At 66.0% G+C, this 16,541-nt stretch carries 13 protein-coding genes; 12 read left to right on the top strand and 1 reads right to left on the bottom strand.

Annotated features, from left to right (window positions below):
• The 6 genes from JS533_RS11725 to JS533_RS11700 all read left to right on the top strand — a co-directional run.
• Nucleotides 1–880, top strand: an 880-nt coding sequence (locus tag JS533_RS11725; protein WP_241514805.1) for a prolyl oligopeptidase family serine peptidase, incomplete at its 5' end; no start/stop codon positions are given.
• A gap of 74 nt (nt 881–954) precedes the next feature.
• A complete protein-coding gene (locus JS533_RS11720) occupies nt 955–1,986 on the top strand; it encodes a 3-isopropylmalate dehydrogenase (protein WP_241514803.1) in 1,032 nt (343 codons plus the stop codon).
• A gap of 87 nt (nt 1,987–2,073) precedes the next feature.
• Nucleotides 2,074–3,231, top strand: a complete 1,158-nt coding sequence (locus JS533_RS11715) for a lipoate--protein ligase family protein (protein WP_420838661.1) — start codon at nt 2,074–2,076, stop codon at nt 3,229–3,231.
• 176 nt (nt 3,232–3,407) lie between these two features.
• Nucleotides 3,408–4,127, top strand: coding sequence for a Crp/Fnr family transcriptional regulator (locus JS533_RS11710; protein WP_241514800.1), 720 nt, complete (start codon nt 3,408–3,410; stop codon nt 4,125–4,127).
• Between the two features lie 119 nt (nt 4,128–4,246).
• Nucleotides 4,247–6,721: a transglycosylase domain-containing protein gene (locus tag JS533_RS11705; protein WP_241514798.1), complete on the top strand. Its 2,475-nt coding sequence runs from the start codon at nt 4,247–4,249 to the stop codon at nt 6,719–6,721.
• 184 nt (nt 6,722–6,905) lie between these two features.
• On the top strand, nt 6,906–8,057 hold the full coding sequence (locus tag JS533_RS11700; protein ID WP_420838660.1) for an NADH:flavin oxidoreductase/NADH oxidase: 1,152 nt from the start codon (nt 6,906–6,908) through the stop codon (nt 8,055–8,057).
• Between the two features lie 158 nt (nt 8,058–8,215).
• Here JS533_RS11700 and JS533_RS11695 read toward each other — a convergent pair whose 3' ends face one another.
• Nucleotides 8,216–9,364: a quinone-dependent dihydroorotate dehydrogenase gene (locus JS533_RS11695; RefSeq protein WP_241514796.1), complete on the bottom strand. Its 1,149-nt coding sequence runs from the start codon at nt 9,362–9,364 to the stop codon at nt 8,216–8,218.
• A gap of 157 nt (nt 9,365–9,521) precedes the next feature.
• On the opposite strand from JS533_RS11695, the gene JS533_RS11690 reads away from it, so the two are divergent.
• The 6 genes from JS533_RS11690 to JS533_RS11665 all read left to right on the top strand — a co-directional run bounded on the left by JS533_RS11690 (nt 9,522) and on the right by JS533_RS11665 (nt 16,473).
• A complete protein-coding gene (locus JS533_RS11690; RefSeq protein ID WP_033495812.1) occupies nt 9,522–10,325 on the top strand; it encodes a DeoR/GlpR family DNA-binding transcription regulator in 804 nt (267 codons plus the stop codon).
• Nucleotides 10,326–10,330: 5 nt separating this feature from the next.
• Nucleotides 10,331–11,581 carry a galactose-1-phosphate uridylyltransferase gene (gene galT, locus JS533_RS11685; protein ID WP_241514794.1) on the top strand — a complete coding sequence of 417 codons (1,251 nt, stop codon included), beginning with the start codon at nt 10,331–10,333 and terminating at the stop codon, nt 11,579–11,581.
• Between the two features lie 44 nt (nt 11,582–11,625).
• On the top strand, nt 11,626–12,885 hold the full coding sequence (gene galK, locus JS533_RS11680) for a galactokinase (protein ID WP_241514793.1): 1,260 nt from the start codon (nt 11,626–11,628) through the stop codon (nt 12,883–12,885).
• Nucleotides 12,886–13,044: 159 nt separating this feature from the next.
• The gene (locus JS533_RS11675; protein WP_241514791.1) at nt 13,045–14,637 is read left to right on the top strand and encodes a DHA2 family efflux MFS transporter permease subunit; all 1,593 of its coding nucleotides are present in this window, start codon (nt 13,045–13,047) and stop codon (nt 14,635–14,637) included.
• A gap of 167 nt (nt 14,638–14,804) precedes the next feature.
• On the top strand, nt 14,805–15,077 hold the full coding sequence (locus JS533_RS11670) for an ACT domain-containing protein (RefSeq protein WP_241514789.1): 273 nt from the start codon (nt 14,805–14,807) through the stop codon (nt 15,075–15,077).
• Nucleotides 15,078–15,108: 31 nt separating this feature from the next.
• Nucleotides 15,109–16,473, top strand: coding sequence for a PFL family protein (locus tag JS533_RS11665; RefSeq protein ID WP_241514788.1), 1,365 nt, complete (start codon nt 15,109–15,111; stop codon nt 16,471–16,473).
• Nucleotides 16,474–16,541 lie beyond the last annotated feature (68 nt).

Below are 16,541 nucleotides of genomic sequence, written 5' to 3'. Positions count from 1 at the left end.
GGCGACCGGCGAGGACCGGCTGCTCAAACGATCCACCGTGCTCGGCGACTTCGATCCGCGCGACTACATGGAGCGCCGCGTGTGGATCACCGCGCGCGACGGCGAGCAGATCCCCGTCTCGCTCGCGTGGCGGCGCGACATCCCGGTGTCCTCCTCGGCCATGTTCATCACCGGATACGGCGCGTACGAGATCAGCTCCGATCCGGGTTTCTCGGTGGCGCGTCTGAGCATGCTCGACCGCGGCGTGCTGTACGCCGTGCCGCACATCCGCGGCGGCGGCGAGATGGGCCGCGCCTGGTACGAGCAGGGGCGCAGGCTGCACAAGATGCACTCGTTCGAGGACTTCGTGGACGCGACGGCCGCCCTGCAGGACGCCGGGCTCGCGGACCCGCGGCGCACCGTGGCCAACGGCGGGTCGGCGGGCGGCCTGCTTATGGGCGCGGTGGCGAACATGGCGCCCTCGCGTTTCGCCGGCATCGAGGCGGACGTGCCGTTCGTGGACGCGCTCACCTCGATCCTCGACCCGTCGCTGCCGCTGACCGTGACCGAATGGGACGAATGGGGCGATCCGCTGCACGACGCGGACGTGTACCGGTACATGAAGTCGTACACGCCGTACGAGAACGCGCCGTCCGACCCCGACGACCCGCGCGTGCGCGTGTTCCCGAAACTGTTCGTGACCACGTCGATGAACGACACGCGCGTGCTGTACGTCGAACCGCTCAAATGGGTGGCCCGTCTGCAGGCCGCCGGCGTGGACGCGGTCGTCAAGATCGAGGTCGAGGCCGGGCACGGCGGCACGTCGGGGCGCTACAAGCAGTGGGAGGAGGTCTCCTACGAGAACGCGTGGTGCCTGAGCATGATGAACATCCTGCACTGAGCGGCGCGGATCGCGTGTCCACAGGCTGAGAGGCTTGCGGCCGGCCTGTGGGCACGCGTGTAGTCTCGCGTGCTATGAGCAAGACATACACAATCGCCGTGATCCCCGGCGACGGCATCGGCAAGGAAGTCACCCCGTGGGCGCAGAAGGCCCTCGAAAAGGCCGCCGAAGGCGTGGCCGACTTCACCTACGAACCCTTCGACCTCGGCGCGGAACGCTACCTGCGCGACGGAGCGATCCTGCCCGACGAGGAGCTCGAGCGCATCAAGAAGACCGACGCGATCCTTCTCGGCGCGGTCGGCGACCCGCGCATCAAGGCCGGCATCCTCGAGCGCGGCCTGCTGCTGAAGCTGCGCTTCGCGCTCGACCAGTACGTGAACCTGCGCCCGTCCAAGCTGTACAAGGGCGTCACCTCGCCGCTGGCGAACCCGGGCGACATCGACTTCGTCGTCGTGCGCGAGGGCACCGAAGGCCTCTACTGCGGCGCGGGCGGCGCGGTCCGTCGCGGCACCCCGCAGGAGGTCGCCACCGAGGTGTCCATCAACACCGCGTACGGCGTGGAGCGCGTGGTGCGCTACGCGTTCGAGCTGGCCATGAAGCGCCGCAAGCACATCACGCTCGTGCACAAGAAGAACGTGCTCGTCAACGCGGGCGACATGTGGCAGCGCATCGTCGACAAGGTCGGCAAGGAGTACCCCGAAGTCACGCACGACTACTCGCACATCGACGCGGCGACCATCTTCCTCGTCTCCAACCCGAGCAAGTTCGACGTGATCCTCACCGACAACCTCTTCGGCGACATCCTCACCGACGAGGCCGGCGCGGTCGTCGGCGGCGTCGGCTATTCGGCGTCCGGCTGCATCAACGCGTCCAACGACTACCCGTCCATGTTCGAGCCGATCCACGGCTCCGCGCCGGACATCGCCGGCAAGGGCATCGCGAACCCGACCGCCGCGATCCTGTCCGCCGCGATGCTGCTCGAGCACCTCGGCTTCGACGACGCCGCCAAGAAGATCCACGCGGCCGTCGAGGCGGACATCGAGGAGCTCGGCTCCACCGAACGCACCACCGATCAGGTCGGAGAGGACATCCTCGCCCGCATCTGACCGTCGATGCCGATCGGCTGAAACGCTGGAACAAGGCCCCGTCCGCGCGCATCCGCGCAGGCGGGGCCTTATCATTGCTGCATGACCATGACGACAATGCGGGGCGAATGCAAGACGCCGGGCGGCAAGCTGGTCGCTGTGAGTGTGACGGTCGATCCGGCAAGCGGCCGGAAGGTCGCATGTCGGCTGGACGGGGACTTCTTCGTCGAAGGCGACGACGCGGCGGCGAACGCGATGATCGCCGACATCGAACGCATGCTGATCGGCGGCGGGTCCGGCGCGTCGGTCGAACCGGTGCCGGCTGAAGCGGTGCGTACGCTGATCGACCGGTATGCGGTCGATCACGGCGTGCGATTGGTCGGTACCGATGCGGCTGCGATCGCAACGGCGTATGCGTGGGCGATCGGCGACGCCGGACGTGTCGGCGGTGCCGATGCCGTCGGACCTGCCGTGGCCGTCCGCGTCGACGGCCATGACGTCCGCGACGATCAGGATACGCAGGACGGTCACGGTATGCAGGACGAGACGGAACGATGGCGGGCACGATGGGCGGCACTGCGGCCGATCGTCGTACATGACGTGCCGCGCGGGCCGACCGAACAGATGACGGTCGACGAACGATGGGCCCGCGAAGTCGCGGCCGGAGCGCGGCCGGCGACCGTACGGTTCTGGGAATGGGCCGGGCCGGCCGTCGTCGTCGGCCGATTCCAGTCGATCCCGGACGAAGTGCACGAAGACGAGGCTGCGCGCGAAGGCATCGCCATCGTACGCCGGTGCACGGGCGGCGGGGCCATGTTCATCGAACCTGGCAACACGATCACCTACTCGCTGTACGCGCCCCTGCCGTTCGTCTCCGGCATCTCCATCGAGGAATCGTACCGATTGTGCGACCAGTGGCTGCTCGACGCGCTGCGCGGCATCGGCGTGGACGCGCGGTTCGCGGGGCTCAACGACATCGCCTCCTCGCACGGCAAGATCGGGGGAGCGGCGCAGCGCCGGTTTCCCGCGCCGGCCGGATCGGACGGTCCCGGCGCGGTCCTGCATCACGTGACCATGGCGTACGACATCGACGCCGACAAGATGATGCGTATACTCAACACATCGACCGAAAAACTGTCCGACAAGGCCGTCCGGTCGGCACGCAAACGCGTCGACCCATTGCGCTCGCAGACCGGGCTGGAACGCGGGGCGATCGTCGAACGGCTCATCGCGCATCTGCGCGACCTCGGCGCGAACGCCGTCTGACGCCGGGACGATCGTGCCCGATACGGCCGGGCCATGCGCACGGTTCGTGGAAAAAGACGGAACGCCGCGGGCGGATGCGGCGCGATTGCAATAATATGGTCATTCGTGCGTGGAACCGGGTCGTCCGGACTGATCGGACAGGTCGGACGATGATCAACGACAGCAAGGAAGGTGCGATGAGCGTAAGCAAGCCGAACGAAATGCCAGAGGAAAGCAACACGCTGCTGCACACCGCGCTGTTCGCCCAGGTCGCCCCCGACCAGGCCGAGGAGCTGCTGCCGTACCTCATGGAAACCACGCTCGACAAAGGCGACTTCATCTTCCGCGAAGGCGACACCGACTGCCGTCTGTACGTGCTCGAATCCGGCAAGGTCAAACTCACACGCACGTCGAGCGACAACCGCGTGCAGCTGCTGTCCATCCATGCACGTGGCGAAGTGCTCGGCGAAATCCCCGTCTTCGATCCGACCGGCGGCCCGCGCACCGCGTCCGCCGTGGCGATGACCGACGACACGCACGTCGTCTGGCTCGAACGCGACGCCCTGTTCGGCTGGCTCGACAAGCATCCGCGCGTCGCCATCAACATGCTGCAGGTCATGGCCGCGCGCATGCGCTCCAACAACGAGCACATCAGCGACCTCGTGTTCATGGACGTGCCCGCGCGCCTCGCCAAGACGCTGCTCAACCTCGGCAGCCGCTTCGGCGAGCCGATGGAGGACGGTCTGCTCGTGCCGCACGACCTGACCCAGGAGGAAATGGCCCAGCTGGTCGGCTCCTCGCGAGAAACCGTCAACAAGGCGCTCACCGACTTCTCCAACCGGGGCTGGATCGCACGCAAGGGACGCTCCATCGTCATCTACCAGCCGGGCATGCTGATCCGGCGTTCGCGGCGGTGACGCACCGCAAACCGCCGTTTCAAGCCAATGTTCAGCGAATATTAGGCTATTGCGGGTTTTGTGACGAAATGCGCGCCGTACGGGACGGAAAAGCCGTGCGGTAGACCCGGCCCCTTAGAATGAGCTGCATGCCCAAGAAGAAATCCCCTACCGTCGCACGCGTGCTCTCGCTGATCATGGCCTACGTGACGCTGTGCGTCGCGGGCGGCATCGCGGCCAGCGTGCTGCTCATGCCGGCCGTGTTCGCCGCCAACAAGGCCACGCAGGCGCTGGTCCCCTCCCTTCAGGTGGAGGGCATCGACTTCGACGTGACGAGCCTGCCGCAGAAATCCATCATGTACGCCTCCGACGGCACCACGAAAATGGGCGAATTCTACGAGGACAACCGCATCGTCGTGCCCATCAAGAACGTGTCCAAGTACATGCGCTGGGCCGTCGTGGCCCGCGAGGACAAGCGCTTCTTCGAACATGCCGGCGTCGACGTGCAGGGCGTGCTGCGCGCGTTCGTCACGAACATGACGCAGGGCACCGGACAGGGCGGCTCGTCGCTCACCCAGCAGTACGTCAAGAACGTGCTCATCACGCAGGCGGAAAGCGACAACGACCCGATCGCCCGCTACCATGCCGCCGAGGACACGTACGCGCGCAAGATCCGCGAGATGCTCATCGCGGTGCAGATGGAACGCAAGTACTCCAAGCTGGAGATCCTGCAGGGCTACCTCAACATCGCGCAGTTCGGCCGCGACCGCCTCTACGGCGTCGAGACCGCGGCCCGCCGCTACTTCAACGTCAGCGCGAAGGACCTGAACATCGTGCAGTCCGCCACCATCGCGGCCATCACGAAGAACCCGGAGAAGTACGATCCGTCCGTCGAGGCGAACCAGGCCGAATCGCAGCACCAGCGCAACATCGTGCTCCAGCTCATGTATGAGCAGGGCTACATCACCAAGGCCGAATACACCGAGGCCAAGAACACGCCGCTCAAGGACACGCTCAACCTGCAGGCGCCCACCGCGGGCTGCCAGGCCGCAGGCGACTACGCGTTCTTCTGCGCGTACGTGACCCAGCGCATCCTCAACTCCTCCGAATTCGGCAAGACCAAGGAGGCGCGCCTCCAGCTGCTCAAGGAGGGCGGCCTGAGCATCGTCACCACGCTCGACGTGGACGCCAACAAGCTGCTCATGAAGGCGGCGCGCGACACGATCCCGCCGACCGACGCCAGCGGATTCGAGATCATGATGGCCTCGGTCAAACCCGGCACCGGCGAGGTGCTCGGCTTCGGCATCAACCGCACGTACACCGGCGGCGACGCCAGCGACCAGACGCAGACGTCGATGAACTACATGGTCGACGCGGCGGACGGCGGCGGCGCGGGCTTCCCCGTCGGCTCGACCATCAAGCCGTTCAACATGGTCGCATGGATGGAGGCCGGGCGTTCGATCAACGAGAACCTGCAGACCACCACCAGCTACGCGACCAGCGAATTCGCGTGCGAGAACTACAACGGCAAGATGCAGAACTATTCAGGCACCACCGAACTGTGGCCGGTCACGAACGCGCTCACCAACGGCACGGTCAACCCCGAAAGCCCGTTCCTCGGCCTCGTGCGCTCGCACAACACCACGCAGGCGTCGATGGGCGCGATCATCGGCCTGTGCCGCGTGGCCGACGCCTACACGGAAGCCGGCTACCACGACGCCAGCTCACTCAAGACCATCGACCAGGTGCCGGCCACGTACAACCCGGCCATGATGATCGGCTCGGTGAACGTCTCCCCGCTGACCATGGCCAACATGTACGCCACGCTCGCGGCCGACGGCGTCGAATGCACGCCGATCGCCATGAAGAAGGTCACCCGCATGAACGGCGAGGAGATCAGCGTGCCGAAGGCCAACTGCCATCAGGCCATCGACAAGGACATCGTGCAGACCGTCGCGTACGCGCTCAACCAGGGCACCATCCGCTCCGACGGCGCCGGCCAGTACGCGAAGCTGGACAGCGGACGCAAGACGTTCGCCAAGACCGGTACGAACGAGACCATGTACATGGCCACCGGCGGCTTCATCCCCAAGCAGATCGCCACGTTCGTGCTCGTCGGCGACGCGCAGGCCCCGATCCAGAACCCCGTCGCCAACATCTCGATCAACGGCACCTACCGCGGCTACTGGGACGGCGGCACGATCGCGGCCCCGGCGTGGAAGGAGTTCATGGACGCCTACGCCGACAAGAAGGGACTCGGCAAGGACGTCGGCAACGACTATGGCACGCCGGTATCCAAGTACACGACGTCCAGCAACTCGGTCACCACGATCCAGGGCAAGACGCTGGGCACGTATACGAACACGAACAATTCGAACAACGACACGACGAACTCCAACGGCACGAACGGCAACAACAGCTCGTCCAATTCGACCAGCGGCAATTCGACCAGCGGCAATTCGACTCAGTCGAACCAGTCCGGACAGTCGAACCAGTCGCAATCGAACGGACAGTCGTCGACCCAGTCGAACGGCGGCACATCGAGCCAGCAGGGAAACACCAGCCAGCAGAGCTCCAACAGCCAGCAGTCCGGCACGACCAGCAGCGGCCAGTAGCCGCGCGTCCCGCGCCGCGCTACGTTGCCCGACCATAGGAACGCCCGCCCGTTACGGCGGGCGTTCGTCGTATATGCCGTATGACCGTTCGTCGTACAATGGCGGAAGCGCACCCTCGTTGGGGGAGGCACGCGGATCCGTCAGGATTCGCATTCGGGTTCGCACTCGGGAAAGGAAGCGCACGATGAGCGACACCGACGTCAAGGATGTCAAAGACGGCAAGAACGGCAAGAAGACGAAGAAAGGCAAGAACGGCGCCACGCTGTTCTCCCCGATGGCGTTGCGCGGCGTGACCGTGCGCAACCGCATCTGGATGCCGCCGATGGACACGTACTCGGCCGTGGCCCGGGATGGCAAGCCGACGCCGTTCCATTACCAGCATTACGTGTCGCGCGCGATGGGCGGATTCGGCCTGATCATCTGCGAGGCGACCGCCGTGGCCCCGGAGGGACGCATCTCGCCGTGCGACACCGGCCTGTGGAACGAGGATCAGGTCGAGGCGTGGCGCTGGATCGTCGAAGGCATGAAGGAGGCCGGCGCGGTGCCGGCCGTGCAGCTCAACCATGCCGGCCGCAAGGGATCGACCGGCTGCTTCGGCGTCGGATTCTCCGGCGGCAGCGTGCCGTTCGAGGAAGGCGGATGGCAGACCGTGGCGCCCAGCCCGATCGCCTATGGGCATTACGCGATGCCTCGCGAGCTGAGCGTGGAGGACATCCACCGGATCGTCGGCGAGTTCCGTGATGCGGCGGGCCGCGCGGTGCGCGCCGGATTCCAGGCGATCGAGATCCATGCCGCGCACGGCTATCTGATCTCGCAGTTCCTCGACCCGCTGAGCAACGAGCGCACCGACGAGTACGGCGGCGACCTGGCCGGACGCATGCGCTTCCTGGTGGAGATCGTCGACGCGGTGCGTTCCGTGATCCCCGAGGACATGCCGCTGCTCGTGCGCATCTCCGCGACCGACTGGGCGGCCGGCGGCTGGGATCTCGACCAGACCGTGGACGTGGCAAAGGTCGTGCGTGAGCACGGCGTGGATCTGGTCGACGTGTCGACCGGCGGCATCGTGCCGAACGTGACGATTCCGGTCAAGCCCGGCTATCAGGTGCCGTTCTCGACGCAGGTTCGCGACCGTGCGGACGTGCCGGTGACCGCCGTGGGCTTGATCACCAAGCCGAAGCAGGCCGCGAAGATCGTCGCCAAGGGCGAGGCGGACGCGGTCGAGATCGGGCGCGCCGCGTTGCGCGACCCGTACTGGCCGTTGCGTGCGGCGTACAAGCTGGGACTGTCGACGGCGGACGCGCCGTATCAGCCGCAGTATGTGCGCGGCGCATACTGATTCCAGATGGAGCGGCATCGCGCTGTCGCGCGATGCCGTTTGTTGGCGGCCTACGGCCGCAGAGCTCCCCCACCCGACTTCGTCGGGAGCCCCCTCAGTGAGGGGGCCAAGACTCCGTCAGCTTCACTATATGTCTGATAGAGGAGTCGAGCAATAAATCAGGCGTCCGCGCCGACGGCTTCGGACATGTGTTCGTAGCCGTCGCGGCGCAGCAGTTCGGCCAGGCCGCGCTTGAGCACGGTGATCTGCTGGGGGCCGCGGTACATGAGCGCGGAGATGAACATCACCAGGCTCGCGCCGCAGCGGATCTTCTCATACGCCTGCTCGGGCGTGAACACGCCGCCGATGCCGGCGATCGCGAACCGGTCGCCGTACTCGCGGTACACCTGGCGCACCAGCGCGTTGCTCGCACGGTACGTCGGGCCGCCCGAAAGGCCGCCCTCCCAGTCGCGCGGGATCTCCAGGCCGGTGCGGTCCTTCTGCAGGTTCGCGAAGCTCACGCCCTGCACGTTGTGCTCGGCGAGCACGTCAAGCAGCTCGCGGAACTCGGCCCACGGCTTGTTGAGCGGCATCTTGACGAGCGTCGGCTGCGGGCGGCCGACCTTGTCGAGCGAGGTGAACAGGCGGTCGAGCGCCTCCGGGGTCTGGGTGAACGGCTCGCCGGCGTGCGTGTTCGGGCAGGACACGTTCACCTCGACCATCGCGGTGCGGCCGGCCGCGCGGCGCATCGACGTGCAGTAGTCCTCGATGCCCTCGTCCAGATCGCCGCACTGCTCGTCGTTCGTGCGCGCGATCGAGACGGAGACCTGCATGCTCTTCGCCTTCGTCCATGCCTTCTCCGCGCGTTCGATCACCTTGGCCGAGCCGTCGTTGGCAAGTCCGACGTGCACCAGCATCGAATCGTATTCGGGCAGACGGTGGAACCACGGCCGCGGATTGCCCTTGCACGGGCGCGCGGTGGTCGAGCCGACCGTCTCGAAGCCGAAGCCGACGTTGTCGAGCAGCACCGGCATGTCGCAGTCCTTGTCAAGGCCGGCGGACAGGCCGAACGGGTTGGCGAAGTCCACGCCCATCACGTTCGTCTCGAGGATCGGGTCGGTGTAGTCGAGCATCTCGCGCAGCAGCCACATGAGCGGCGGGATGTTCTTGGTGATGCGGCAGAAGTCGATCATCTGGCTGTGCGCCGCGTCGGGCGTGTGGTTGAACACGAAGTACGGCTTGACGATGTTCTTATAGCCGAACGTGAAGAGATCGGTGGTGGCTTTGTTCACGGCGTCGTGCCAGAAGCTTTCGGATACGTAGGTCATGCGTCCCATTGTGGCACCGGCGGGGGAGAAGCGATGCTGCGCCATGCGTGAGATTTTGTGCGGTTTGCTGGGATGATTTGTGTGTTTGTCGGCGTGTCGTGACGCGAAACGCTCATTTCGGTTTGGTTTGTGCGCGTATGTGTGCGATAATGTTCGAATGATCTCCTCACAACGTCAACATCTGATACTGAGCAGGCTGCGCACCCGCGGTGCGGTGCGCATCACCGCGCTGAGCAAGGAACTCGGCGTTTCCGCAATGACCATCCGCCGCGACATCGCCGAACTGTCCGACAAGGGACTGTTGAAGCGCGTCCACGGCGGCGCGGTCACCACCAGCACCCTGCTGAGCGAGCCGCTGTTCTCCGTAAAGTCGCAGATGGACATCGGCCTCAAGGACGCCATCGCGCAGGAGGCCGTCAAATACGTGGCCCCCGGCGACGTGATCGCCATCGGCGGCGGCACCACGGCGTACGTCTTCGCGCAGCACCTGCTCGAATCGCAGCAGTCCAGCGGCATCACGATCCTCACCAACTCGATCCCCGTCGCCGAACTCGTGCAGGCGCTCGAGTCCAAGGACGTCGAAGTCATCGTCACCGGCGGCGTGATCACACGGTCCAACTCGCTCGTCGGACCGATCGCCGACAAGGTCGTCGCCTCCCTGCGCGTCAACACCGTGTTCCTCGGCACGCATTCCGTGTCGCTGCCGCGCGGCTTCCTCATGCCCAACTCGCTCGAGGCCGCGACCGACATGGCGATGATGGACATCGCCGACAAAACCATCATTCTTACCGATCACACCAAGTGGAGCTGCACCTCGCTGTCGCTGTTCGCACGCTTCGACCAGGTGGATACGGTGATCACCGACGACGGGCTCGACCCCGACTCGGCGAACAAGACCAAGGAATTGGTGAAGGAGCTCGTCCTGGCCCATCAGAGCGAGCATACAGAGGAAAGTGAGTGATTCTCATGGCAGAATTCGCCAACTACACGCCGGGTGAATACGCGAAGGAGCACATCCGCATCACGCCGACCACGCTGGCCGACGGCCGCGACTTCTTCTATCTCGACGACGATCCGGAATACGTCTCCGGCAGGAAGACGCGCGAGCTGCACGACCCGCGCCCGCTGGCCTACCGTTTCGCCAACCAGCTCAACGCCGCCGGCGAGGAGGTGCCGTACGCGGCCCCCGAAATGCGCCGCGACCCGCTCACCGGCGACTGGATCCCGATGGCGACCGCGCGCATGAACCGCCCGATCACCGCCGGCCCGGGAGCGACCGCCAAGGGCAACCCGCTCGCCGCGCGCAAGCCCGGCGACCCGTACCAGGACGGCGAAGTGCCGGACACCGACTACAACGTCGTCGTGTTCGAGAACCGCTTCCCGTCGATGGTGCGCGTGCCCGGCCGCTCCGAAGACGTGACCTACGTGGACGGCAACCCGCTGTGGGAGAAGAAGATGGCCGCCGGCCGCTGCGAGGTCATCTGCTTCGACCCGAACGAGCATGGCCTGCCGGCCGACCTGCCGGTGTCGCGTCTGCGCACCGTCGTCGAGGCGTGGGCGTTCCGTACCGCCGAGATCTCCAAGATGGACGGCATCGAGCAGATCTTCCCGTTCGAGAACCACGGCCAGGAGATCGGCGTCTCGCTCGCCCACCCGCACGGCCAGGTCTACTGCTACCCGTTCATCGCGCCGAAGATGGAGCAGGAGCTCAAGCACACCGAGGCCTACCACGAGAAGACCGGCGGCAACCTGCTCAAGGACATCATGAACGCCGAGATCGAGGCCGGCGAGCGCATCGTCATGCGCAACCACAGCTGGGTCGCGTACGTGCCGGCCGCCGCCCGCTGGCCCCTCGAGGTGCACGTCGCCCCGGTGCGCGACGTGCTCACCATCGACCAGCTCAACGACCAGGAGCGCTGGGACCTCGCCTCGATGTACTCGCACCTGCTCAAGCGCGGCAACGCATTCTTCGACAAGGGCGACGGCAAGGGCATGGACCTGCCGTACATCGCCGCCTGGCACCAGGCCCCGATCCACGACCCGCGCCGCGAGAACTACCGCCTCAACCTGCAGTTCTTCTCGTTCCGCCGCGCCGCCAACAAGATCAAGTACCTCGCCGGCTCCGAATCCGGCATGGCCGCCTGGATCTCCGACACCACGCCGGAACTCATCGCCAAGCGCTTCCACGAGCTGGGCGACGTGGACATCGCCGACTGAGCGCCGATCGCCGACCGACTGATACAACCAAGGAAGTAACACCAATGACTGCTGTTGAATTCATCGAACCGATCTCCCACGAGGACGGCGTGGCCCGGGCCAAGGCGCTGTTCGCGAAGACCTACGGCTCCGAACCGGAAGGCGTGTGGGCCGCTCCCGGCCGCGTCAACCTGATCGGCGAGCACACCGACTACAACGCCGGCCTGTGCCTGCCGATCGCGCTGCCGCACCGCACGTTCATCGCGCTCTCCCCGCGCGAGGACACCCGCGTGCGCGTCGTCTCCGACGTGGCGCCCGACAAGGTCGCCGAAGCCGATCTGGACGGTCTCGCCGCCCGCGGCGTGGACGGCTGGTCCGCCTACCCGACCGGCGTGGCGTGGGCGCTGCGCGAAGCCGGCTTCTCCTCGGTGCAGGGCTTCGACGCCGCGTTCGTCTCCTGCGTGCCGCTCGGATCCGGCCTGAGCTCGTCCGCCGCGATGACCTGCTCGACCGCGCTCGCGCTCGACGACGTGTACGGCCTCGGCTACGGCTCCACCGACGCCGGCCGCGTCACGCTCATCGACGCCGCCATCAAGTCCGAAAACGAGATGGCCGGCGCCTCCACCGGCGGTCTCGACCAGAACGCGTCCATGCGCTGCACCGCCGGACACGCGATCCGCCTCGACTGCCGTCCGGGCCTGACGCCGCTCGAAAGCGTCTCCCAGCAGGAGTTCGACCTCGACAAGTACGGTCTCGAACTGCTCGTCGTCGATACTCAGGCCCCGCACCAGCTCAACGACGGCCAGTACGCCCAGCGCCGCTCGACCTGCGAGAAGGCCGCCGAACTGCTCGGCGTCGCCAACCTGCGCGTGATCAGCGAGCAGGTGGAGGCCGCCGACGATCCGGCCGCCGCGCTCGCCGACGTGCTGGCGAAGGTCGCCGAACTCGGCGACGAGACGATGGTCAAGCGCGTGCGTCACGTCGTCACCGAAATCGGCCGCGTCGACCAGTTCGTCGCCGCGTTCGCCGCGGGCGACATCAAGACCGCCGGCGACCTGTTCAACGCGTCGCACGATTCGCTGCGCGACGACTACGAAGTGACCGTGCCCGAACTCGACGTGGCCGTGGACGTCGCCCGCGCCAACGGCGCGTACGGCGCGCGCATGACCGGCGGCGGCTTCGGCGGCTCCATCATCGCGCTCGTCGACAAGGGCCGCGGCCACGAGGTCGCCCAGCTCATCGCCGACGAGTTCGCCAAGCGTGGCTTCCACGCGCCGAGGGCCCTTGCGGCGGTCGCCGCGGCCTCGGCGTCGCGCGAGGCGTAGCGCGACACGCCCGGGCGTACTTACGAAAAATCGAAAAGCGTATTACGATCGCGTCTCGTCTGAATAATCGCATGCCATCCGGCGTATTTTCCGCCGCATGGCATGCGATTTTTTGTTGCCGATCGTGACCCGGACGTTAGGGGTTGTCGGCGCTCGCCAATGAAGTCGCATGCCGCATTCCGCGGTCGCGGCCTCATGCCCGGGCGGGTGCCGCGCGACGGCAACGACATCGATTTGAAGAAGAGGATTCCGTTGTCCGCCAACCAGACAACCATTCGCAAGAACCAACTGTCCGACGACGCGTTCGTGCCGGACGCGCCCAGGCATTTCGATCATCCGCACAAGGTCATGCTCGGCCTGTACATCAGCGTGTTCCTGGGCATGCTGTCGGAAACGTCCATGAACATCACCCTGCCCGACCTGATGACCGACTTCGGCATCTCGTCCGGCACCGCGCAGTGGATGGTCGTCGGCTACATGCTCGCCATCGGCGTGGTGCTGCCGTGCGTGGGCTTCCTGCTCAAGTGGGTCAAGGCCAAGACGCTCGTGCTGTTCGCGCTGGTCTGCTTCCTGCTCGGCGCGATCGTATGCACCGTCGCGCCCTCGTTCCCGATCCTGCTGGCCGGCCGCATCATGCAGGGAGTCAGCACCGGCATCGCGCTGCCCACCATGTACGCGGCGATCATGCGTGTGTTCCCGCCGCACAAGATCGGCGCGGCCAACGGCGTCGCAGGACTCGTCATCATGTTCGCGCCCGTCATCGGCCCGACCATCGCCGGCGCGCTTATCGGCGCGTTCTCGTGGCGCGCGATCTTCGCGCTGTTCGCGGTCGTCGCGGTCGTCGCGATCGCGTGCACGGCGCTGTTCTTCGTCACGCCGATCGAACGCACCCGTCCGAACGTCGACGTGATCTCCATCCTCGCCTCGGCGATCGGCTTCGGCTGCCTCGTCGCCGGCGTGAGCCTCATCAGCGACATGGGCTTCTCCGCCGCCGTCATCGCGCTGCTTGTCATCGGCGTGGCCGTGCTCGCGTTCTACGCATACCGGCAGCTGCACATCGCCGACCCGTTGCTCGACCTGCGCGCGCTCGGCATCGCCGCGTTCCGCACGCCGGCCATCATGATCAGCTGCTCGTTCTCCTGCACGCTCGCGTTCATGTACCTCGTGCCGCAGGAACTGCAGCGTGGCATGGGTCTGAGCTCCACCGTCGCCGGCCTGCTCATGCTGCCCGGCGGCGTGATCAACGCGCTGTGCACGCTCGCCGCCGGCCGCATGTTCGACCGTCACGGCGCGAAGCGGCTCGTCTGGATCGGCTCGGCGCTGACCATCATCGGTGGCGCGCTGTTCTGCGCCATCGGCGTATCCACGCCGGTCGCGCTGTTCCTCGCCGCGCACATCATCGTGATGGTCGGCATCCCGTTCATCCAGCAGTCCGCGCAGTCGGCGGCGCTCAAGTCGCTGCCCGGTCGCATGGCGGCGGACGGCAGCACGATCATGAACACCATGCAGCAGGTGTGTGGCGCGATCGCCACCGCCGTGGCCACCTGCCTGCTCGGACTCGGCCAGGCGAACTACACGGCCGCCGGCGGCACGAACCCCGCCCAGGGCTTCGTGGACGGCTCGCGCTACGGCTACCTGTTCGGCATGGTGCTGGTGGTGGTCGTGCTGGCATGCTCGTTCCTGCTCAAGGAGCATCATGAGGAGCCGAAGCTCGTGCCGGTGCACGTGGACACCAAGGCGCTGGCCGTCTGACTTGGCCGTTTGAGCGGGCCGTCGGGCTGCATCCGTCCGATCCGCAGATGCGTCGTCGGACATTCGCGGCCTGTCCGTTCCCACCGAGCGTGAGACGGAAACCATAAGAGGCGGGTGTCTTCCATATACTGGAAGACACCCGTTTTTCGTCTCGAGCAGGGAGCTCCATGAACAAGGCAATCATCACCGTCGTCGGCAAGGACACAGTCGGCATCATCGCACGCGTCTGCACCTACCTGTCCCAGCACAACGTCAACGTGCTCGACATCTCCCAAACCATCATCGACGGCTTCTTCAACATGATGATGATCGTTGACTATTCCAATTCCGACAAGGAATTCAGCGCCATGGTCGGCAACCTCGAGGACCTCGGCGACGACATCGGCGTGCGCATCCGCTGCCAGCGCGAGGAGATCTTCACCAAGATGCACCGTATATAGTCTCGCCGGACCGATCGAAAGGAACGCAACCATGCTGAATATCATGGAGGTCCACGAGACCAACCAGATGATCGAGCAGGAAAAACTCGACGTGCGCACCATCACCATGGGCATCTCGCTGCTCGACTGCGCGGCCGACACCGTCGACGAGACCTGCGACAACATCTACCGCAAGATCACCACGTACGCCAAGGATCTCGTCGCCACCGGCCAGGCCATCGAACAGGACTACGGCATCCCGATCGTCAACAAGCGCATCACCGTCACCCCGATCTCGCTCGTCGGCGCGAGCTCCTGCAAGACCAGCGAGGACTTCGTCAAGATCGCGCACGCGCTCGACCGCGCGGCCAAGGAGGTCGGCGTCGACCTCATCGGCGGCTACTCGGCGCTCGTCTCCAAGGCCATGACCCCCGCCGAGCGGCTGCTCATCGAATCGCTGCCGCAGGCGCTCACGGAAACCGACATCGTCTGCTCGTCGGTCAACGTCGGCTCCACCAAAACCGGCATCGACATGAACGCCGTCGAACTGCTCGGCCGCGTCATCAAGGACATCGCCTACAACACGCGCGACAACGACTCGTACGGATGCGTCAAATTCGTCGCGTTCTGCAACGTGCCCGACGACAACCCGTTCATGGCCGGCGGCTTCCACGGCGTGACCGAAGGCGACGCTGTCATCAACGTGGGCGTGTCCGGACCGGGCGTCGTCTCGCGGGCTTTGGATGCCGCGAAGGGACGCGATTTCGAGTTCCTGTGCGAGACGATCAAACGCACCGCGTTCAAGATCACGCGCGTGGGGCAATTGGTCGCGCAGGAGGCGAGCCGCCGCCTCGGCGTGCCGTTCGGCATCATCGATCTGTCGCTCGCGCCCACCCCGGCCGTGGGCGATTCGGTCGGTGAAGTGCTCGAGAAGATCGGCCTCGAACAGGTCGGCGCACCCGGCACCACGGCGGCGCTCGCCATGCTCAACGACCAGGTCAAGAAGGGCGGCATCATGGCGTCGTCCTACGTCGGCGGCCTGTCCGGCGCGTTCATCCCGGTCTCCGAAGACAAGAACATGATCGACGCGGCCGCCTCCGGGTGCCTGACGATCGAAAAGCTCGAGGCCATGACCTGCGTGTGCTCGGTCGGTCTCGACATGATCGCCATCCCCGGCGACACCTCGGCCGCCACCATCTCCGGCCTGATCGCCGACGAGGCCGCCATCGGCATGGTCAACCAGAAGACCACCGCCGTGCGCGTCATCCCCGTCTACGGCAAGGGCGTGGGTGAGATGGCCAACTTCGGCGGACTCATGGGCTACGCGCCGATCATGCCGGTCAACAACACCTCGTGCGAGGCGTTCGTGACCCGCGGCGGGCGCATTCCGGCGCCGATCCACTCGTTCAAGAACTGATCGCGCTATGCAGTCTGTTATGTGACCGGTGCCGGTGACGGGCTGTTTGACGATCGAGAGGCTGATTT

The organism is Bifidobacterium amazonense (assembly GCF_018555435.2).
GTDB lineage: Bacteria > Actinomycetota > Actinomycetes > Actinomycetales > Bifidobacteriaceae > Bifidobacterium > Bifidobacterium amazonense.
This window is presented reverse-complemented; position numbering and strand designations above follow the sequence as displayed.